Raw genomic sequence first — 20,832 nt, 5'->3', positions numbered from 1 at the left:
TCACCATGAGGACATGGCTGCTGCGAAGTCGAAGTCGGAACCGACTCGGATCCTCGTCCTCGGTGGTGGGTACGTCGGGCTCTACACGGCGTACGGCCTCCAGAAGATGCTCCGGGCCAACGAGGCCTCCGTGACCGTCGTTGACCCGCAGCCCCACATGACCTACGCGCCGTTCCTCCCGGAGGCCGCGGCCGGCGCGATCGAGCCCCGGCACGTGGTCGTGCCGCTGCGGCGGGTGCTGAAGCGCTGCCACGTGCTGACGGCGCGCGTCACCAAGATCGAGAACGAGAAGAAGTCCGTCACGGTCGAGGCGGCCGACGGCCACATCGAGCAGCTCGGCTACGACATCCTGGTCGTCGCGCTCGGCGCCGTCGCGCGCATCCTCCCGATCCCGGGCCTGGTCGAGGAGGGCATCGCCTTCAAGACCATCGGCGAGGCGATCTACCTCCGCAACCACATCATGACCAAGCTCGACGAGGCCGCGAGCACGCTCGACCCCGAGCTGCGCAAGCGCCTCCTGACGTTCACGGTGGTCGGCGGCGGCTTCGCCGGCATCGAGGCCCTGGCCGAGCTCGAGGACATGACCCGGTTCGCGGTGGAGAACTACTACCCGAACATCAAGACCTCCGACATCCGCTGGGTGCTCGTCGAGGCGGCCGGCCGCATCCTGCCCGAGGTCCGCGAGACCCTGGGCGTGTACACGGTCGAGCAGCTGGAGAAGCGCGGCATCGAGGTCTACCTGTCGACGGCGGCGAAGTCGTTCGAGAACGGCCACGTGGTGCTCTCGGACGGAACCGAGTTCGACACGGACACGATCATCTGGACCGCGGGTGTGAAGGCCAACCCGGTCCTGGCCAACTCGGACCTCCCCCTGGACAAGCGAGGCCGCCTCGAAGCCACGGCGGCGATGCAGGTGGTCGGCCACCCGGACGTCTGGACAGCGGGCGACAACGCGGCGATCCCGGACCTGTCCCGAACGGAAGAGGACCCGACGGCGACCTGCCCGCCGAACGCCCAGCACGCCGTCCGCCAGGCTCGCCTCCTGGCGAAGAACATCATCAAGGTCCTGCGCGGCGGAAAGCCGAAGGACTACTTCCACAAGAACCTGGGCGCGGTGGCCAGCCTGGGCCTGCACAAGGGCGTGGCGGACGCGCTGAACCTGAAGATCAAGGGCTTCCCGGCCTGGCTCTTCCACCGCGCGTACCACCTCAAGGCCATGCCGACGTGGAACCGCCGCATCCGCATCCTGTTCGACTGGATCCTCGGTGGGCTGTTCCGCCGCGAGGTGATCTCCCTGGGCCAGATCAACAACCCGAAGGACGAGTTCGCGCGCGTGTCGAAGTCCTGAGGTTTTTCCGCTGTGAGCCCCTGGCCCTTTGCCGGCCGGGGGCTTTCGGCTTCCGGGGGTCGGGCGGGGTTCGGGGGTGCGTTGCGGGGTATCGCCTAGAGTGTGGGTGCCCCCGTAGCCCAATCGGCAGAGGCAGTCGACTTAAAATCGACGCAGTGCGGGTTCGAGTCCCGTCGGGGGCACCACGCAAACCATCATCGCCCGAACAGCCGGTGGCCGGCGAGGTCAAGCACGCCGCCCGGGTCTGGAAGTCCTTCAGCGGCGGCCGATCCGTCGGGGGCGCCACGCACCTCCGCCGGCGCAACCAGGTTCGCCTGGACGGGGTCCCGCTGATCGGTGGGTCGAACGGCGTGCCGGCGTGATCGCGGAACCGGTCAGATGTTGAGGTACCAGCGCTGGTTGATGCGGCCGCCGTCGCAGGTGTGCAGGGTCAGCTGGTCCTCGTGGCCCTCGTAGGTCGCGCAGTTTCCCGTTTCTTCGTTCCGCAGCTGCTTCTGGTTGTGGTCGCCGCGGATCGTCCAGCGCTGTGCCGGGTCGTCGCCGTTGCAGTCCGCGCCGATGACCCGGCCGTGGTCGGCCGTGGCACAGAGGTCGGTTCCGGTGTTCTGGATGGTGCGGTTGCCCCAGAGGATCCAGTGCTGGTTGTCGCTGCCGTGGAAGTCCGCGGTGATGGTGGGTTCGCCGTCCCACAGCGTCTGCTGCCACACCCGCTCCGTGCCGTTGGCCGACTCGATCACGTAGTCGGCGGGGTCGGCCTCGGCGGCAGTGGCGGCCGGCGGCATCAGCGCCGCGGCAGCGGTGGCGGTGAACAGGGCGGCCAGCGCGGTACGCGTGAGCATGGTTCTCCCTCGTCGTCTGGATTCGGCACATCCAGTACAACTTGACCGGCCGCGCGTGCCCATCATCGAGACGACGGACCACTCGCCGTCTGGGTGAACCCTGCCAGTTATCACTTTCTGTAACCCGCGCCGACGCCACGGAGACCCGCTCCGACCGCACGTCCTCAGCGGAGGTTGACCGGGCCGGCGTCGATCGGGGTGCGGAACAAGACGTACGGGTACTCGCGCTCGTCCTTGCCGCCGCGGTACTTGTCCTGGCGGTGCAACTGGTTCGCCGTCACGTACAGGTAGCCGTCCGCCACCGACATCGTGTCCGGCCACAGCAACCTGGGGTCGTGGACGACCGTCTCCCAACGGCCGTCCGGGTGGCGGCGGTGGATGGCGTTGTGCTCACCGTCGGTGACGTAGAGGCGGCCCTGGTCGTCGGTTTCCAGGCCGTCTCCGGCGGCGCCCTTGTCGCCTTCGTCGATGATCGTCGCCGCGACCGCGTCGTCGTCCAGGTCGCGGTTGATCAGGGCGTCGGTCGAGACGCTCCACCAGCGGCGGGAAGCCAGGCAGCAGTAGTACAAGCGGGCGCCGTCCGCGCCGATGGCGATGCCGTCCGCGCCCATCGTGATCGGGCTGGTCGTGCCGTCTTCCGAGCGCTCCACGAAGTCGCGACCCTCGACCACCATGCGCAGGTCCGGCGGCTCTTCGGCCTTGGTGCTGGGGTGGTCGTGCAGGCGCCGCCAGGATTCGCCGGTGTTCAGGTCGACGACGATGATGCCGTTGGGGCCCTGGTCGGCGGAGTCGGTGATGAACGCGACCCCGCGGCCGAGGTCGAAGCGCACGTCGTTGAGGTACGTCGTGGGCAGGGCGACGTCCTCGGGAAAGAGGATCGTCGCCGCGACCTCGTCGCGCTCGAGGTCGACGCGGACCAGCTTCGGGCCGCCGTGGGCGGTGGGCTGGAACAGCGGGCTTCCGGTGTCGAGGATCCAGAGCCGATCGGCGGGATCGACGACGATGCTCTGCACCGAGACCAGGGCGGCCGGGTCGGTGTCGCTCGCCGCGTCGTTGAACTCCTGGCTGGGGTAGGGGACGAGGTCGCCGTCGCGGAGTTCGGCGACGGTGAAACGGACGTCGTCGCCCCATTTCGGGAAGTTGACGAAAACGCGGCCATCGCGGGACACGCTGACCCCGGTCGGCATCGGGCCGGTGAATTCGTGCACGACTTCGAGTTCGCCGAGCGGCTGGTCGGTCGGGGTCATCACGGCTCCGTTCGATTCGGGGACCGTTGCCGCGTACCCGCCCGGCGCCGCGTCAACCGCTTCGCCGCGGAACGCGTACCGGCCACCGCGGCGGGTACGCGACTGGCTTCCGGCCGAAGGAGGAGCAGTGAAGGCAGTCGTCTGGCACGGCATCGGGGACATCCGCATCGACGAGGTACCCGACCCCAAGATCCTCGAGCCCAGCGACGCGATCATCCGCGTCACCCGCAGCGCCATCTGCGGCACCGATCTGCACCTGGTCCGCGGCACGATGCCCGGCATGCAGCCGGGGACGATCCTGGGGCACGAGGCCGTCGGGGTGGTGGAAGAGGTCGGTCCGGCCGTGCGCGGGTTCTCACCCGGTGACCGCGTGGTCGTCACGTCCACGATCGGGTGCGGCACCTGTTCGTACTGCCGGGCCGGGTACTTCGCCCAGTGCGACACGGCCAACCCGAACGGGCCGTCGGCGGGGACGTCGTTCTTCGGCGGCCCGGAAACGACCGGCCCGGTCGACGGGCTCCAGGCCGAGTACGCCCGGATCCCGTTCGCGATGACCACGCTGGTGCGCATCCCCGACCAGGTGAGCGACGACCAGGCGATCCTGGTTTCGGACATCTTCCCGACCGCCTGGTTCGGCGCCCGGCTGGCCGAGGTCGGCCACGGCGACAGCGTGCTGGTGCTGGGCGCCGGCGTGGTCGGGCAGTTCGCCATCGCCTCGGCCAAGCGGCAGGGCGCGGGGCGCGTGTTCGTCGTCGACGGGCTGCCGTCGCGGCTGGACAAGGCCCGCGGGCAGAACGCCGAAACCGTCGACTTCAACCGCGAAGACCCGGTCGCGGTGGTGAAGGAGCTGACCGGCGGCATCGGGGTGGACCGGGTGATCGACGCGGTCGGCGTCGACGCGCAGCGGCCCTCGGGTGGGCCGGCCGCCGAGAAGCTTGCGGAGCAGGCCGGACAGTTCGATCAGGAGCGGGCGCTGGCCGCGCCGGACGCAGCGCCGTCGGGGGAGCAGTGGGTGCCCGGGGACGCGCCGAGCCTGGCCGCGCGGTGGGCGGTGGAGGCCGTCGCGAAGGCGGGCAGCATCGGCGTGATCGGCGTGTACCCGCCGGGGTTCGACCGGTTCCCGCTGGGCGACGCGATGAACCGCAACCTGACCGTCAAGCTGGGCAACTGCAACCACCGCCGGTACGTGCCGCGGCTGCTGGGCATGGTCGCCTCCGGCGCGGTCGACCCGCTGGCGTTCATCACCCAGCACGAGGAACCGGCGAACGCGATCTCGGCGTACGAGACGTTCGACCGCCGCGAGGAAGGCTGGCTCAAGACCGTCCTGGACGTCTCCGCTTGACCTTTCCACCGGCGCCGGGCACGGTCCGCGCCGGCCGGCCGGTGCTCACAGCCGGGGCCGGCTCTGCTCGTCGCGGACCGTGACCCACTGCCAGCGGGTGAACTCGTCGAGGTTGACGAACGAGCCGAACCGGCTGCTCCCGCCGGATTCGCCGATGCCGCCGAAGGGCGCGATGGTTTCGTCGTTCACGGTCTGGTCGTTGACGTGCACCATTCCGGCGTGCAGCCGGTCGCCGACCGCGCGGGCGCGAACGGCGGATCCACTGTGGACTCCGGCGACGAGCCCGTAGGGGGTGGCGTTGGCGAGGCGGACGGCTTCGTCGTCGTCGGTGAAGGTGGTGACGACCGCGACCGGCCCGAAGATCTCCTCGGTGAAGGCCGGCATCTCGGGGGCGACGCCGGCGAGCACGGTCGGCCGGAAGAACAAGCCGTCGTGGCGGCCGCCGGAGGTGACCTTCGCGCCCGCGTCGACCGACCGCGCCACGACCGATTCGATGTGCTCGGCCTGGCTGGAGTTGATGACCGGCCCCAGGTCGACGTCCTCGCGGGGATCGCCGACCCGCAGGCCGTCGGCGATCCGCGTGAGTTCCTCGACGTAGGCGTCGGCGATCTTCTCGGCGACCAGGTGACGGCCCACGGCCATGCAGACCTGTCCCTGGTGGACGAAGCTGCCGAACGCGCCCGCGGCCGCGGCGGCCGGGACGTCGGCGTCGTCGAGGACGACGAACGCGTTGTTGCCGCCGAGTTCGGAGACGAACTTCTTGAACCCGGCGGCCGCCGCCTTCGCCAGTTCGCGGCCGACCGGGGTCGAGCCGGTGAAGGAGATCATGTCGATGTGCGGGTCCTCGGCGACGGCGTTGCCGAGTTCGCTGCCCTTGCCGGGCAGCATGTGCAGCACTCCCGCGGGCAGGCCGGCTTCTTCGAAGAGGCGGGCGATGACGACGCCGCAGCAGATCGCGGTGTCGCTGGCGGGTTTGAGCACGACCGCGTTGCCGGTCGCCAGGGCCGGGGCGACCGACCGCATGGCCAGGATGAGGGGGAAGTTCCACGGCGCGATCACCGCGACCACGCCGAAGGGGACGCGCCGGGCGACGCTGGTGCGGCCGGGTTGGGTGGTGGGCAGCAGCGTGCCCCACGGTGCGCTGGCCAGCGACGCGGCTTCGTGCAGTTCGTCGAGGGTGAGGTTCAGCTCGAGTTCGACGGCGGTGGCGGTTTTACCGGCTTCGCGGGTGAGCCAGCCGGCGATCTCGTCGCGGTGCTGTTCGAACAGGGCCGCGGCGCGGCGCAGGACGGCGGCGCGTTCCCGGTAGCCGGCGTGCGCCCAGTCCCGCGCGCGTTCGGCCGCGGTGGCGGCGGAGCGGGTGACGTCGCCGGCGGTGGCCGTGCCGACCTGGCCGAGCTCGTCGCCGGTGGCGGGCTCGGTCGAAGCCGTTGTCGCGCCGGTGGGTGTCCATTCGCCGGTGAACACCCGGCCGGACCAGCGGTCCCGTTCGTCGAGCAGTCCCACGTCTCGTCCTCCTGATCAGTCGGCGATGCCCTTGGCCTGGTCGATGTAGGTCTGCCGCTCGGGGGTCACGCGCAGGATGACGCGCTCGGACTTGATGTTGTCCGGTGGGTAGTCCTCGCCGGTGTACTTGCGGGACAGCCGGTCGACCTGGCGGCGGGCGCGTTCACCGTTCTCGACGCCGGTCACCTGGCCGCGGACCTCGGCGTAGCGGTAGGGGTTCGCCTCGTCCCGGATCAACACGGTGATCCGCGGGTCGCGGGCGACGTTGTGGGCCTTCGCGCGGTGGGTTTCGGTGTTGAGCACGATCTCGCCGTCCTCGACGTCGACCCAGATCATCTGGGTCTGCAGCCGCCCGCTCGGCAGCACGGTGGTGACCGCGGCGAAGTTCTTGCCGGTGGCCAGCTCTTCGGTTTCGGGCAGCAGTTCCGGGCCATCGGCGGTGCGTGCGGGCACGTCGTGCTCCTTCCGGTCAGGGGCGGCGCCCACTACGCCGCGCTGGGCGGCTACCCGCGCGAGTGGGTGGCAAACGGAAGTCGTTTGCCCGGGCCTTCGCCGGGTACGCGAACGGGATGTCTGTGCGAGCCGTGGTGATGGCGGAATTCGGTGGTCCGGAGGTCCTGACGCTGGAAGAGGTCGACCGGCCCGAGCCGGGGCCGGGGGAGATCCTGGTCCGGGTGCTCGCGGCGGGGACGAACCCGGTGGAGGCGAAGATCCGGCAGGGGGTCGCGATCCCGGACCTCGAACTGCCGGCCGTCCTGGGCGGTGACGTCTCGGGTGTCGTGGCGGCGCTCGGCCCCGGCGTGACGGATTTCGCCGAGGGAGACGAGGTTTTCTACACGCCGGAACTGACGTCGCGGGCGGGCGGCTACACGGAGCTGAACGTCGTGGCCGCGGCCATCGTGGCACCCAAGCCCCGCGGGCTCAGCCACGTCGAAGCGGCGGCGATCCCGCTGGCCGGGGGTACGGCGTGGGAGGCGATCGTGCGCCGGCTCGCCGTCCGTCCCGGTGAGACGGTGCTGGTGCACGCCGGCGCGGGCGGGGTCGGCACGTTCGCCGTCCAGTTCGCCGCCGCGACGGGCGCCCGGGTGCTCGCCACGGCCGGCCCCGACAACCAGGATCTGCTGCGTGACCTGGGTGCGGTCCCGATCGACTACCACGCCGCCGACCCGGTCGAGGTGGCGCTCGAGCACACCGGCGGCACCGGCGTCGACGCCGTGCTGGATCTCGTCGGCGGGGAGAACCTGGTCAAGAGCTGCGCGGCGACCCGCGCGTTCGGCCGGATCGCGACGGTCCTGGCCCCCAAGGGCGAGCTGAGCCCGCTGTACCAGCGCAACCAGCAGCTGCACGGGATCATGCTGACCCGCGAACGCCGTCGCCTGGAGGAGCTGACCCCGGTGTTCGAACGGCGCCAGGCCCGGCCGGTGGTCGACGAGGTCCTGCCGCTCGACCAGGTGCGCAAAGCGCACGAACGGCTCGATTCCGGGCACGGTCGCGGGAAGACGATCCTCGACCTCCCCTGATCGGCGGTTACCGCGGGACACGTCGGGTAGCCGCGCCGGACATGCGGTGATCGATGGGAGTCGAGATGAAGGCAGTGGTGTACCGGGGTCCGCGTCAGGTGGAAGTGCGCGAGGTGCCCGATCCGGGGATCGACCAGCCGACGGATGCGATCGTGAAGATCACGACGACGAACATCTGCGGGTCCGACCTGCACATGTACGAGGGCCGGACCGCGGTCGAGGAGGGCAAGGTCCTCGGCCACGAGAACATGGGCATCGTCGTCGAGATCGGCGCGGGGGTCACCCGGGTGAAGGTGGGTGATCGGGTGTCGGTGCCGTTCAACGTCGCCTGCGGCACCTGCCGGAACTGCCTGGAGGGCTGGACGTCGTTCTGCCTGCGGGTCAACCCGGCCGAAGGCATGGACGGCGCCGCGTACGGCTACGCGAACATGGGTCCCTACGACGGTGGCCAGGCCGAGTACCTGCGCGTGTCCTACGCCGACTTCAACCTGCTCGACCTGCCCGCGGGTACCGAGTACGAGAACGACTTCACGATGCTGTCGGACATCTTCCCGACCGGCTGGCACGGCACCGAGCTGGCCGGGATGCGCCCGGGCGACCGGGTGGTCGTGTTCGGGGCCGGGCCGGTGGGCCTGCTGGCCGCGCACAGCGCGGTGCTCCGCGGCGCGGCCGAGGTCTACGTGGTCGACAAGGAACGCGACCGGCTGGCCTTGGCCGAGAAGATCGGCGTGCTGCCGGTGGACTTCAGCGAAGCGGACCCGGTGGAGCAGATCATGGCGGCCACCGGCGGCCAGGGCGCGGACTGCGGGGTCGAGGCCGTCGGCTACCAGGCGCACGACCACTCCGGCCAGGAGCACCCGGAGCTGGTGCTGGACAACCTGGTCAAGTCGGTGCGCTCGACCGGCGGCATCGGGGTCGTCGGCGTCTACGTCCCGCAGGACCCGGGCGCGGCGACCGAGGGGGCGAAGGAGGGCCGGATCGGGTTCGACTACGGCACGCTGTTCACGAAGGGCCAGCGCATGGGCACCGGGCAGTGCCCGGTCAAGCGGTACAACCGGCGGCTGCGCGACCTGATCATCACCGGCCGGGCCAACCCCTCGTTCCTCGTGTCGCACGAACTGCCGCTGGACCAGGCGGCCGAGGGCTACGAGCGGTTCGACCACCGCGAAGACGGCTGGACCAAGGTCCTCCTCCGGCCGTGATCCCCCGATCGGGGTGCCGAAAATCTCCGGCATTCAGCCGCGTTATCGCTGTACCGGGTGAATTGCCACAATTGCGCGGGCCCGAAAAACGGGGGTGAGTCACGGCGGTGAATGCGGTGTCGTTATGGTGAAGCTGCCGAATCGGCGGGATTGATCGTCGGTGGTGGAACAGACGGGACTGCGATCGTGACCAGGCGGGAAAAAGACCCGGCGAAGGCCGGTCGTTTCCTGGCGCGCGCCCTCGTTGTCGTCGGGGGCGCTGCCGCCGCCTGCGCGCTTGCGTGGCTGACCGCCACCGCGTCGGCCAGCACCGTCACCCAGATCACGGACGGCCCGCTCGGGATGGCTGCCCCGGTGCTGCCCGCGGTGCCCGAATTGCCGAGCGTGGACCCGGCCCGGCTGGCCGACCTGGTGCAAAGCCAGGTGCCCCAAGCCATTCCCGCGGCCGTCGCCGCTGTCGGGCGGATTGCCGCGACCGGGCCGACCGAGCTCGACAGGCCGGCCAAGGATCCTCGCGACCACGCCGAAAAGGCGAGCCCCAGCGCCGCGAGGCCGACCGACGCCCCGCCCGCGCTGGTGGACAGCGTCCCGCGCGAGCGACCAGCCGAACCCGCACCGGCGATGGTCCCGGTTCGCGTCGTCACGACCACGGGACCGTTGCCGGCCGACCTTCAGGCCGAACACGGCGGGGAAGATCCCGGCGGACGATCGTGGCCGCCGCCCTGCTCGATTTCGGCCAATGCCGGTCCCGCGTCCGGGCAGGATCGCGGTTACGGCGATGTCGTGCTGCCGGATTTCGCAAACCACGCGCAGTCGGTGCGCTGCCGGAATGGTGTGTCGCACCGTGACGTGGTGTCCGCGGAAATCCGGCCCGGCGTCACGCCTGATTGATCCGCCTCGTTTTTCCGCGGACCAATCCCCCCCCAGTCTTGCTCGAAGGAGTATTTGTCATGCGCATTCACACCAAGCGAATCCTGCAGGTCGCCCTGGTCAGCGGCGGCCTCCTGCTGGTCGGCGCCGGGACCGCCGCCGCGGCCGGCGTGGACCTGCCGCAGCCGGCCCAGGCCGTCGACGCGGTGCTGCCCGCCGCCCACGCGCTTCCCGCGCCGACCGTGCGGTACACGGTGCCGGCGTCCCTGGTCCAGCACGTGCCGAGTGCCGAGGTCGACGGCGACCTGCAGGAACCGGACCTCAACGCGCCGCTCGGCAGCGAGCTCACGGCGACCGATCTGCCGACACTGCCGCTGACGGCGACGTCGGGCCGGGCCATCGGCGACGGGCTGCCGCTGCTGGGCGGGCTCCTGCCGAACGTCCAGGGACTGCTCCCCGCGATGCCGGACCTGACCCAGCAGGGCCCGGGCGCCCTCCTCGGGTCGGCGACCTCCCTCCTGCACCAGTAAGCACCCGCGCACTCAGGGCCGGAAAGCACGAGCTTTCCGGCCCTGAGCCGCATCTACCGGCAGTTCACTGCGAACAGCGCTGGCCGCTGTTGATGCAGCGGACCACCTGGTTCATCAGGCGCTGGCCCATGACGTTGGCGAAATCGTCGTGGTCCGAGCGGGGGTTGTGGTTCTCCTGCTCGAAGGCGTCCACTTTGTACTGTCCGTTGACCTGGACCTCCCGCGGGATGTCGTAGGTCAGCGTGATCCGCAGCTGCGGAACGTTCTTGAAGCCCTGCGGGCACCGGCCCTGCCGGTCGGCGAACACGATGTGCGAGCGGTGGTTGGCGCTGTCGATGTTCTTGCCGTCCCAGCAGTTCGGGAAGGCGTGGATCCGCTTCACCTTGCTGCCCTCGGGGCAGATCGGGTACTTGTCGGTGAGCCGGTCCTCGAACCCGCTGCACGTCCAGCTCGGCCGGACGTTGGCCGGCCCGTTCGTGCTCTGCTTGGCGTCGCCGTAGAGGATCCGGAGGAACTGCGGCATCGCCACGACCCGGCGGGCACCGCCGCTGGTGAAGGTCAGATCGGCCCGCTCGACGCGCTGGATCTCGCCTTCGTTGTCGCCGATTTCGTTGTTCTCGTCGACCCCCGGCAGTTCGGCGGGTTTGCCGTTGCTGTTGCCGCTGCCGTTGTCGAGCCCGCCCTGGCCGTTCTTCTTCAGGGCGCAGGCCGCCAGACCGCCGAGGTCCTCCGGCTTCGCCCCGGTCCGGCCGATGGCGATGGCCATGCGGTCGAGAGTCGCCTTGCGCTTGTCGCCGAGCGGGTTCAGCACGGCGTTGCGGATGTCCTGCTCCGACTTCAGGTCGCCGCCCGCGATCCGCGCGTTCGCGTCCTTGACCTGGTTGTCGAGCAGGTCGAGGTTGCGCTCGACCTCGGCGGCGGCTTGGTCGGGGACGTCGGCGAGCTTGCTGGCGACGTCGGGGCAGTCGACCTGCGTCCCGGCCTTCTCCTGTTTCGCCTGCTCGCGATCGCCCGAGACCTCCTTGGCGGGCGGGTTCTCTTCGTCTTCCTCGGTGTCGATGCGGACGACCGGCCAGAAGTAGGTCGACTTGTCGCCGTTCTTGCAGGTGGTGCCGGCCTTCGCGAGGCTTTCGTTGGTGGAGTCGGCGTTGGTGGAGAGGTTGCCGACGTAGTCGTGCAGGTGCTCGGCGCCGTTGCGGACACCGGGCTGGGCGATGAAGTTGTCCGGGTTGAAGTGCTGGTTTTCGTTGCGGCCGCAGTCCACGGTGAAGGTTCCGCGGGCGCCTTGGCGTTGCAGGGCCTGGTTGACGTTCGTGCCCTTGGGCACCTTCGTGATGTCGACGAAGAACGACTTGTCCACTTCGGACGCTCCGGCGGTGCCGGTGCCACCGGTGGTGGTGGCGACGACCAGGGCACCGGCGGCGAGCGCCAGGCCCAGTCCGAGGGTGGCGAGCTTGGTGCGCCGGGTGATGCGGTGCCGGCCCGTGGCGGGTTTTCGGGGCATGGAGTTGTTCACCTCGTTCGGTTTCCCGGGCGCGGCAAGGTGACGCGCGGCCCGGGCAGCGGTCCCGACGTAGGCAGAAACGGTCATTTCGGACGAGCGGTTCAAACCGGCACAGCGCCGTTACCTTTTCGTTACCATCGGCTCAGTCATGGGCCCGGCGAGGTTCTGTCGGCGCGGGTGGCGGCGCTCCTCGGAGGTCGCGAATGACTCATTCGCGACCTCGGACGTCCCGAATGAGTCATTCGCGACACCGCGGGTGCCGCTGGCGCACCCGACTTCGCCGGACTGCTGCCGGAACCGGGCGATCGGCCGGACTGGTTCAGAACCAGCGGCGCACGGCCTCCTCGAAGGAGCCCACGTCCGGCTCCCGGCCCCCGGCCCACGCGACGATCCCGTCCGGCCGGACCAGGACCGCCCCGAACCCCAGGTCGTCCCGGGCCGGGCCGGTGACGTACCGGATCCGGTCGCCGAGCGCGGGCAGCCGGCCGCCGAAGTCCAGCGCGACACCTCGGCCGTCGTGCAGCAGGTCGGCGAGGCGGGTGCCGTCCGTCAGCACGAAGTCCGGTGCGTTGTGCCCGGAGATGCCGTCTTCGCCGAAGTAGCGCAGCGAAGTCCCGGACGTCCGCTCGAAGACGTACGTCGTGCCGTCGCGGGTGGCGAGGAGGTCGCCGAGGACCGACCGGGCCGCGCGGGAATGCGGGTCCGGGCGCATCAGCGCCACCTGGGCGCGGGACCAGTCGAGCACCCGCGCGCCGACCGGGTGGCGTTCGGCCGGGTAGGTGTCGAGGAGGCCCGAAGGCGTGTCCCCCGCCAGTGTCGCCGCGAGCTTCCAGCCCAGGTTCATCGCGTCGCCGATACCCAGGTTCAGGCCCTGGCCGCCCAGCGGCGAGTGGATGTGCGCCGCGTCGCCGGCCAGCAGGACGCGGCCGCGGCGGTACGTCGTCGCCTGCTTCGCGCGGTCCGTGAAGGTGGAGACCCGGTGGACGTCGGTGAGGGTCACGTCGGTGCCGGACACGCGGCGCAGCACCGATTCGAGGTGCTCCCGCGTCGGCGGCTGCGAACGGTCGTACGCCCCGCCGTCGAAGTCCAGCACACCGAAGTGGCCCGGCTCGGACATCGTCACGTACATCCCCTGCGGCGTCACCGTGAAGCCCCGCCGGAGAACGCCGGGATCGGCGAGCGTGGCCAGCGCGAGGTAGCCGGTGAGCTGCGGCTCGGTGCCGGTGAACTCGAAGCCCGCCAGCCGCCGGACCGCGCTGCGGCCGCCGTCGCAGCCGACGAGCCAGCGGGCCGGGTACTCCTCCTCGCCGGCCCGGGCGACCACCCCCGCGCCGTCCTGCGTCACCGCCGTGACCGCAACGCCACGGCGGATCTCGACGCCGAGCTTGCCGGCTCGCTCGGCCAGCACCGTTTCCACCGCTTCGAGGCTGGTCATGATGCCGTCGAGCGCCGGGCTGGGCAGCCGGTGGGGCAGGCGCGCGAGGTCGACGTCCGCCGGGTCGAGCGGCATTCCGGCGAAGTGGCCGACCGAACGGGGAGCGACCGCCTCGGGACGTTCGTCCACATTGGACGCGGCGAGCAGTGCGGGCAGCATTCCGCGGCGGTGGAACGCCTCGACCGACCCGCCTGTCAGGCCCCGCAGGCCGAGCGGGAAGCTCCGCCACGGCGATTGCGGCTCCGGCTCCCGTTCGAGCACCAGCACCGAACGACCGGCGAGGCCGAGTTCGCCGGCGAGGAACAGCCCGACCGGGCCCGCCCCCACGATCACCACGTCATGCATGACAAACCGCCTTCTCGAGGTCGTGCAACGTGCCTCGAGCCTGACCGCCGGCACGCACACGGCGCGCACACCGCGCTCACAAAGCGAGGCGGGCCACCGCCGATGCCGCGTCCAGCTCCCAGCCGTTCGCGTACGCCGCGGCGAATTCGTCCTCGCCGAGCGTGGCCCGGCCCCGGCCCGTGAGGGCGCGGACCTGCGGATCGGTGCGGTCGTGCGCGCCGCGCAGCCGGGCGGCGGCGCCGAGCAGGACGGCCGATTCGTGCGGCCGCCCGAGTGCGTCGGCGAGGGCGGCCGTGTGCACCGCCACCAGCGACAGGATCGGCAGGTCGCGGGCCGCCAGCGCGGCCGCGTACGCCGCGCGCCCGGCCTCGGCCGCGCCGGCCAGGTCGCCCCGGGCCAGGGACAGGGCCGAGCGCGCTCCCGCGATCAGCGTCCGGGCGTGGTCGGAGGGGAACCCGGTGTCGCCGAGCAGCCGGCGTTCGGCGTCGTCGAGCAGGGCACCGGCCTCGGCCAGCTCGCCGAGCTGCACCCGCAGCCCGGCCTCCCAGCCGTCGACCAGCACCGGCAGTTCCGCCGACGACGTGCGCCGCACCCGCTCCCGGGCGGCGCCGATGACGTCCAGGGCCCGGCCGGTTTCGCCGCGCCGGATGTACAGGTCGAACCAGCGCAGGTCGTTGTAGAGCTGGTCCCCGAGGCTGGGCACACCGAATTCGCCCGCCAGCGACCGGGCCTCGCGCAGGTCGGCCAGCGCGCCGTCGAGGTCGTCGTAGCGCCGCAGCTGGGCGCGCATCGGCAGCGTCGCCGCCTGGCCCCACCGGTCGCCGGCCCGCCGGAAGCCGGCCAGGGCCGCCTCCACGTGGACGCGCACCCGGTCGAGCTCACCCGCGTTCTCGGCGATTTCGGCCTGGAACTTGTGCGCCAGCCCGGACAACCACTCGTCGTCCCCCTCGGCCAGCCGCCGGAAGTGCGCGGGGGCGGTCTCGTCGCCCAGCAGGAAGAGCAGCATCGGGCCGAAGACGCGGTAGTGGCTCGGCAGTCCCGGGTGCGCCAGCAGCCGTCCCGCCAGCTCGCGCATCTCCGCCCGGTCCGCCGCGGCCTCCCGGGCGGTGAGGCCCGACAGGATGTCCGCCCGGCTGAGCAGGTGGGCGGCCCGGGCGCAGTCCCGCTCGGGCGACGGCTCGCCGGGCACCGCCAAGGCCTCGCCCAGCCAGTAGCCGGCGTCGGCGTCGCGGCCGAACATCTGCCAGTACCAGGTCAGCGCCAGGGCCAGGCGGATCGCGGCGGCGTTGCCGGTGGTGCACAGGTGCCGCAGGGCGGCGAGCGTGTTGTCGTACTCGGCGCCGATGACGGCCATCGCCGCCAGCTGGCCGGGTCCGCGCAGCTCGGGGTCGTACCGGGCCGGCAACCCGGCGAAGTGGGCCGCGGCCAGGTCGCGGACCGCGCCGAGGTCGCCGGAGCCGGTGAGGCGCTCGATCCCGTACTCGCGGATGGTCTCGAGCATGCGGTAGCGCCCCGGCGCGAGCTGCAGCAGCGACCGGTCGACGAGGGCGGCGAGCAGCTCGGGCACGTCGCCCGCGGGCACCGCGCCGGTGCAGACGGCGGCGGCCGACGCGGCCGTGACCCCGCCGGGCAGGACGGAAATCCGGTCCGCGACCGTGCGTTCGCGCTCGTCGAGCAGCTCCCAGCTCCACGCGATGACCGCACGCAGGGTGCGGTGCCGCGGCGGCGCGGTCCGGCTGCCGGTGGTGAGCAGCCGGAACCGGTCGGCGAGCCCGTCGGCCAGATCGGGCAGCGACAGCGTCCGCAGCCGGGCGGCGGCCAGCTCGAGGGCCAGCGGCAGGCCGTCCAGGCCCCGCACCACGCGCACGACGTCGGCCCGCGTGGTGCCGTCGACGGCGAAGCCGGGACGCACGGCGGCCGCCCGCTCGGCGAACAACCGCACGGACGCCACTTCGCGGACGTCGTCATCGGGGCCGGGCAGGGCGAGCGGGCCCAGCGGCACGAGCGCTTCGCCGTCCACGGCCAGGGGTTCGCGGCTGGTGGCGAGCACCCGCAGGCCGGGGCAGCGCGGCAGCAGCGTCGCGACCAGGTGGGCGGCGGCGTCGATCAGGTGCTCGCAGTTGTCGAGCAGCAGCAGGCTTTCCCGCCCGCCGAGTTCGCTGACGAGCACGTCCGTCTCGCCTCCACCGGCCCGCCGGCGGGCGTCGAACAGCGCGCCGCCCCGCAGCCCGATCCCGGCGAGCACGGCCTGCCCCACCTTCGCCGGTTCGGTGACGGACGCGAGGTCGATGAGCCGGACGCCGTGCCGGTACCGGCGAGCCGCCTCCAGCGCCAGCCGGGTCTTGCCGGCGCCGCCCGGGCCGAGGACGGTGACCAGCCGGCCGGTCGTGAGCAGGGCGCCGATGCGCGCGAGGTCGTCGTCACGGCCGAGGAAGCTGGTCAGCGGCGCGGGCAGGGGAGCGGGCCGGGGGCGGTCCGGTTCGGGCGCGGGGTGCAGCAGGCGCAGGTGGCGTTCCCGCAAAGCGGTGCCCGGATCGGCGCCGAGAACCTCCGCCAGTGTCTGGCGGACCCGCTCGTACACGGTCAGCGCTTCGGCCTGACGTCCTTGCGCGGCAAGCGCGTCCATCAGCAGGGCCGCCGCGCGTTCGTGCGTCGGGTGCTCGGCCAGCAACGCGGTCAGCCGGGCGGCGGCCGGCTCGGCGCGTCCCAGTGCCAGCTCGGCGTCGGCGAGGTCGGCGACGGCCTCGATCGACAGCCGGAGCAACCGGGTCGCCACCGCCGGGGCGACGGCGGCGATGACCGCGGGCTCGCCCCACAGCGCCACGGCCTCGGCGAGGGCGGCGCTCGCGGCGTCCGCGTCACCGGCCCGCAGCCGCTCCCGGCCGGCCGCGGCGAGCTCTTCGAAGCGCACCGCGTCCACGGTGTCCACGGCCAGCCGGTAGCCGCCCGCCACCTGCACGAGCACCCCGTCGGCCGCGGTGAGGGCGCGGCGCAGCCGGGAGACGAGGGTCTGCAGGGCCGAGGCGGTACCGGACGGCGGATCGTCACCCCACACGGCGTCGACCAGCACGCCCGGCTCGACCGCGCGGCCGCCGGCGAGCGCCAGCCGGACGAGCAGGGCCTGCAACCGCGCGCCCGGCACCGGCAGGACGACGTCACCCCGGGACACCTGGAACGTGCCCAGCAGCGTGATGCGAAGCCCCTCCATGCGTCGATCGTGTCAGCGCCGCGTGCGTCGCGTGTGAGCGGCCCGCCGCAGCCTTCGGACATCGGATCCAGCAACGGAGGCAGACATGACCGAGACGCAGATTCCCTGGGTGCGCAGCTGGGGTGCGGCACCCCAATCGGCTCACGACGGGCTGGGCTCCCTCGACGACCACCCGCCGCTCGCCGGCGTGACCCTTCGCCAGGTGGTGCGCCTCAGCGGCGGCGGGCGCCGGGTGCGCGTCCGCTTCACCAACGAGTTCGGGACCGCGCCGGTGACCATCGGCGCGGCCCACGTGGGTCTCGCGGTGCCGGGCGGCGGGGTGCGGGAGGGGCGCGTGCTGACGTTCTCCGGTGCCGCGTCCGGCACCATCCCGGTGGGGGCGCCGATGCTGAGTGACCCCGTCGACCTGCCGGCGGCGGCGCTGACGGAGTTGTCCATCAGCCTCTACCTGCCCGGACGCGTGGAGACCTGTACGTGCCACGATCCCGTGCTGGACACCGGCTGGACGATCCCGGGTGACGCCGTCGCCGCTCCCGAGCTGCCGCCGGACGCCACGGAGCTGCCGGTGCGGGCGCTGCTCTCCGCGGTCGAGGTGCTCCCCGACGCGCCGGCTTCGGCCGTCGTCGTGATCGGCGACTCGCGCACCGACGGTGCCGGGTCCACTCCGGACACCCACCACAGCTGGCCGGAACTGCTGGCCGCGCGCGGCGCCGGCTTCGTCGTCAACCAGGGCATCAGCGGCAACCGGATGCTCAACGACCGGTTCGGTGCGTCCGTGCTGGCCCGCTTCGACCGGGACGTCCTGGCGACGCCGGGCCTCGGCGGCGTCGTGCTCTCCGCGGGCGGCAACGACATCGCGATCTCCTTCGCCCCGCGCGACGACGGTCCTCTCGCCGACTTCCTGAAGATGTTCCCCGGCGGGCCGGTGACGACGGACGACGTCATCGCCGGCTTCCGGCAGCTGGCGGCCCGGGCGCGCGAACACGGCGTGCGGGTCTACGCCACCACGATCGCGCCCTTCGGCGGCTCGGAGGCCTACTCCGCGGAGGGTGAGGCCGCGCGGCAGGTGGTGAACGAGTGGATCCGCACCGGCGGGGCGTTCGACGCGGTGCTGGACTTCGACGCCGTCTGGCGCGATCCGGACCAGCCCAGCCGGATCCGGGCGGAGTTCCACTCCGGCGACTTCCTGCACGGCAGCGACGCCGGCTACCGGGCCCTGGCCGAGTCTGTCGATTTGTCGCTTTTCGACTGACACCGAACCGGGCGCTTTCTGGGGCGAAATCCGGACGCCGATCGCGGAAACGCGGCCACCATGGCGGAATGGCGTTCACCGAACCACCCGATCCGGGGCTTGCGCGCACGCTGGCCGAGCTGATCGGGCAGCTGCGGTTGCTCAAGGCGTGGGCGGGCGGCCCGTCGTACGCGCAGATCGCCGAGCGGGTCAACCGGCTCTGGACGGCCGCCGGGCGCCCGCCCGGGGAGCGGACCGCCCGCACGACCGTCGCCGACTGCTTCAAGACCGGCCGGGCGCGGCCCAACACCGATCTGCTGCTGGCCGTGGTCGAGGTGCTGCACCCGGACCCGGGCTACGTCGGCGAATGGCAGGACGTGCTGCGGGTGGTCCGCGGCCGTGCGGAGGCGGCGACCTTCGTGCAGGCCCAGCTCGGCCTGCCGGAGGCCGTCCCGCACTTCACCGGGCGCCGGGCGGAGCTCGCGCGGCTCGGCGAGGTGCTCGGCACGGGCGGGCCGGCGGTGATCGCGGGCATGGCCGGGGTCGGCAAGACCGGGCTGGCCGTCCAAATCGGACACGAGCTGGTGCGCACGGGCCGGTGCGACAACGCGCTCTTCGTGAACCTGCGCGGGTTCCACCCCGACCCCGGCCAGCCGCCGGTGGACCCGGGCGCGGTGCTCGACTCGTTCCTGCGCCTGCTCGGCGTCCCCGGCCACGCCGTCCCCGCCGACCTCGCCGGCAAGACGCGGGTCTACCGGGAGCGTTCGGCCGGGCGGCGGCTGCTGGTCGTCCTCGACAACGCCGGCAGCGAGGACCAGGTCCGGCCGCTGCTGCCCGGCGAGCGGGGCGGCCCGGTGCTCGTCACCAGCCGCCTGGCGCTCGCCGGTCTGGCGGGGGCCACGCCCGTGCCGCTGGACGTGCTGAGCCCGGACGACGCGTTCGCGTACCTGAGACGCACGGTCGGTGCGGCGCGGGTCGACCAGGCGCCCGGCGTGGCCCGGCGGATCACCGCCGAACTCGGGCGGCTGCCGCTCGCGCTGAACCTCGCCGCGCTCTGGATGACCGCGCCGGCCCACCGGTCGTGGCTGCTGGCCGACCACCTGGAGCGGCTCGAGCAGCGGCGCGCGCACCTGCGGCTCGACAACGCCGTGGACGCGTCGATCAGCCTGTCCTACGACCAGCTCGCCGAGCCGGAACGGCGGGTCCTGCGGCTGCTCGCCCTGCACCCGGGCGCCGACCTGGACGCCTACGGCGTCGCCGCCCTGGCCGGGACCGGCCTGGCGGAGGCGACCCGGACCGCGGACCGGCTCGTCGCGGCCAGCCTGGTGCGGCGCGGGGAGGCGGGCCGGTTCGAGCTGCACGACCTCATCCGCGCGTTCGGGATGGCGCGGGCGCAGGACGAGGACGCGCCCGCCGCCCGGAAGGCCGCGGTGACCCGGCTGCTCGACTACTACACCTTCGCCGCGGCGACCGCGATGGACCAGTACGCGCCGCGGATGCGGGACTACCGGTTCCGCGTCCCCGACCCCGGCCTGCCGATCCCGCCGCTGACCGACCGCGAGCCGGCGACCGCGTGGCTGGACGCCGAACGGGCCAACCTGGTCGGCGCCGGCGTCCACGGCGTGCCGTCCGGCCACGCGGGCCTGCTGTCGCGGCTGCTGTTCCGGTACCTGCAGACCGGCGGCCACCTCGGCGAGGCGCTGGTCCTGCACACGAGCGCGGCGGAGTCGGCGGACCCGATCGCCCGCGGGCACGCGCTGCTGAGCCTGGCGGCCACCCACGGCCAGGTCGGGCGCTACGACGTCGCGACCCGGCACGCCGAGGAGGCGCTGGCCTGCTTCCGCGGCGCCGGAGACCGTTCCGGCGAGTGCCGGGCGCTCGGCACACTGGGCGCGATCGCCTCCTGGAACGCCGATTTCGTGCGCTCGGCGAGGTTCCAGCGGGAGACGTTGTCGCTGGCGCGCGAGCTGGGTGACCGGGCGGGCGAGCGGACCGCGCTGACCAACCTCGGCTTCGTCTACGGGCGGCTGGGCTGGTACGCCGAAGCGCTGGAGAGCCACCTGAAAGCGCTGGCCATGGACCAACGGTCCGGCGACCTCTGCGACACCGGCCGCACCCTGCTCAACATCGGCGACACGCACCTGCGGTCGGGCAGCCCCGCCGAGGCCTGCACGTACTTCCGCCGCGCGACGGCGATCGCCGAGCAGGCGGGCGACCGGGACCTGCACGTGGAGGCCCTGTTGTGCCTGGCGGAGGCGTCCCAGGAACTCGGCCGCACGGACGACGCCCGCACAACCCACGAGTGCGCGTTGGCGATGGCGGCGGAATTGGGCAGCTTGCACGCGGCGGCGCGGGCGCACACGGGCTTGGCCAGGGCGTTGACCGCGCTGGGGGATCCGGAGGGCGCGCGGCGCCATTGGCTGGCGGCGCGGGAGCGGCACCGGGAGCTGGGGTTGCCGGAGTCGGCGGAGATCGCGGTAGCACTGGGTCGGCCGGTGGCGGCGGGCGGCTGACCGGATGCCGCGAATGACTCATTCGGGACCTCCGAAGTCCCCAATGAGGCATTCGCGACGCTCGGAACCGGGGCGGGCAGGCGCGTCCGGGTTCGTCCGGGATTGCTGCCCGGGCACGGCGCCGCCCGCAATGCTCGCAGCCGGCGCGGGGGGTGCGAACCACTTCCCACGCCTCGGACACCCACCGTCGAA

At 72.5% G+C, this 20,832-nt stretch carries 15 protein-coding genes and 1 tRNA gene; 9 read left to right on the top strand and 7 right to left on the bottom strand.

Going from position 1 to position 20,832, the window contains the following annotated elements; translation table 11 throughout:
- The first annotated feature begins 13 nt into the window (after positions 1-13).
- Together ACWDN5_RS00390 and ACWDN5_RS00385 are read left to right on the top strand one after the other, a co-directional pair.
- On the top strand, positions 14-1,348 hold the full coding sequence (locus ACWDN5_RS00390) for an NAD(P)/FAD-dependent oxidoreductase (RefSeq protein ID WP_310973783.1): 1,335 nt from the start codon (positions 14-16) through the stop codon (positions 1,346-1,348).
- A 108-nt stretch (positions 1,349-1,456) separates the two neighbouring features.
- Positions 1,457-1,533: transfer RNA gene (locus tag ACWDN5_RS00385), tRNA-Leu, on the top strand.
- A 189-nt stretch (positions 1,534-1,722) separates the two neighbouring features.
- Here the strand turns inward: ACWDN5_RS00385 and ACWDN5_RS00380 are convergent.
- Positions 1,723-2,187: an RICIN domain-containing protein gene (locus ACWDN5_RS00380; RefSeq protein WP_310973702.1), complete on the bottom strand. Its 465-nt coding sequence runs from the start codon at positions 2,185-2,187 to the stop codon at positions 1,723-1,725.
- A 164-nt stretch (positions 2,188-2,351) separates the two neighbouring features.
- Positions 2,352-3,434: an L-dopachrome tautomerase-related protein gene (locus tag ACWDN5_RS00375; RefSeq protein WP_449673697.1), complete on the bottom strand. Its 1,083-nt coding sequence runs from the start codon at positions 3,432-3,434 to the stop codon at positions 2,352-2,354.
- A gap of 127 nt (positions 3,435-3,561) precedes the next feature.
- Here ACWDN5_RS00375 and ACWDN5_RS00370 point away from each other — a divergent pair, with 127 nt between their 5' ends.
- Positions 3,562-4,776: a zinc-dependent alcohol dehydrogenase gene (locus ACWDN5_RS00370; RefSeq protein WP_310973699.1), complete on the top strand. Its 1,215-nt coding sequence runs from the start codon at positions 3,562-3,564 to the stop codon at positions 4,774-4,776.
- A gap of 45 nt (positions 4,777-4,821) precedes the next feature.
- On the opposite strand, the gene ACWDN5_RS00365 is transcribed toward ACWDN5_RS00370, so the two are convergent.
- Together ACWDN5_RS00365 and ACWDN5_RS00360 are read right to left on the bottom strand one after the other, a co-directional pair.
- Positions 4,822-6,282 (bottom strand): aldehyde dehydrogenase family protein, encoded by a 1,461-nt coding sequence (locus ACWDN5_RS00365; protein ID WP_310973697.1) that lies wholly within the window; start codon positions 6,280-6,282, stop codon positions 4,822-4,824.
- Positions 6,283-6,297: 15 nt separating this feature from the next.
- The gene (locus ACWDN5_RS00360; RefSeq protein WP_310973695.1) at positions 6,298-6,735 is read right to left on the bottom strand and encodes a PPOX class F420-dependent oxidoreductase; all 438 of its coding nucleotides are present in this window, start codon (positions 6,733-6,735) and stop codon (positions 6,298-6,300) included.
- 116 nt (positions 6,736-6,851) lie between these two features.
- Between ACWDN5_RS00360 and ACWDN5_RS00355 the strand changes: the two genes are divergently transcribed.
- The 4 genes from ACWDN5_RS00355 to ACWDN5_RS00340 all read left to right on the top strand — a co-directional run bounded on the left by ACWDN5_RS00355 (position 6,852) and on the right by ACWDN5_RS00340 (position 10,404).
- Entirely contained in the window at positions 6,852-7,802 is a 951-nt protein-coding gene (locus ACWDN5_RS00355; protein ID WP_449673696.1) for a zinc-binding dehydrogenase, read from the top strand.
- 65 nt (positions 7,803-7,867) lie between these two features.
- Entirely contained in the window at positions 7,868-9,004 is a 1,137-nt protein-coding gene (locus ACWDN5_RS00350; protein ID WP_449673695.1) for a glutathione-independent formaldehyde dehydrogenase, read from the top strand.
- Positions 9,005-9,190: 186 nt separating this feature from the next.
- On the top strand, positions 9,191-9,895 hold the full coding sequence (locus ACWDN5_RS00345; protein WP_449673694.1) for a hypothetical protein: 705 nt from the start codon (positions 9,191-9,193) through the stop codon (positions 9,893-9,895).
- A gap of 59 nt (positions 9,896-9,954) precedes the next feature.
- Complete coding sequence (locus tag ACWDN5_RS00340; protein WP_310973691.1) at positions 9,955-10,404, top strand: hypothetical protein; 450 nt, start codon at positions 9,955-9,957, stop codon at positions 10,402-10,404.
- Positions 10,405-10,468: 64 nt separating this feature from the next.
- Here the strand turns inward: ACWDN5_RS00340 and ACWDN5_RS00335 are convergent, their stop codons facing one another.
- The 3 genes from ACWDN5_RS00335 to ACWDN5_RS00325 form a co-directional block, all read right to left on the bottom strand.
- Positions 10,469-11,908, bottom strand: a complete 1,440-nt coding sequence (locus tag ACWDN5_RS00335) for a DUF1996 domain-containing protein (protein ID WP_449673693.1) — start codon at positions 11,906-11,908, stop codon at positions 10,469-10,471.
- 319 nt (positions 11,909-12,227) lie between these two features.
- Positions 12,228-13,688 (bottom strand): FAD-dependent monooxygenase, encoded by a 1,461-nt coding sequence (locus ACWDN5_RS00330; protein WP_310973687.1) that lies wholly within the window; start codon positions 13,686-13,688, stop codon positions 12,228-12,230.
- Between the two features lie 76 nt (positions 13,689-13,764).
- Positions 13,765-16,896 (bottom strand): BTAD domain-containing putative transcriptional regulator, encoded by a 3,132-nt coding sequence (locus ACWDN5_RS00325; protein ID WP_449673692.1) that lies wholly within the window; start codon positions 16,894-16,896, stop codon positions 13,765-13,767.
- An 85-nt stretch (positions 16,897-16,981) separates the two neighbouring features.
- Between ACWDN5_RS00325 and ACWDN5_RS00320 the strand changes: the two genes are divergently transcribed.
- Both ACWDN5_RS00320 and ACWDN5_RS00315 read left to right on the top strand, forming a co-directional pair.
- Positions 16,982-18,148, top strand: a complete 1,167-nt coding sequence (locus ACWDN5_RS00320; protein WP_310973684.1) for an SGNH/GDSL hydrolase family protein — start codon at positions 16,982-16,984, stop codon at positions 18,146-18,148.
- A gap of 68 nt (positions 18,149-18,216) precedes the next feature.
- Positions 18,217-20,640 carry a tetratricopeptide repeat protein gene (locus tag ACWDN5_RS00315; protein WP_449673691.1) on the top strand — a complete coding sequence of 808 codons (2,424 nt, stop codon included), beginning with the start codon at positions 18,217-18,219 and terminating at the stop codon, positions 20,638-20,640.
- Positions 20,641-20,832 lie beyond the last annotated feature (192 nt).

The organism is Amycolatopsis sp. NPDC003731 (assembly GCF_053586895.1).
Note: the sequence above shows the minus strand (reverse complement) of the source record. Positions and strands in the feature narration are given on the sequence as shown.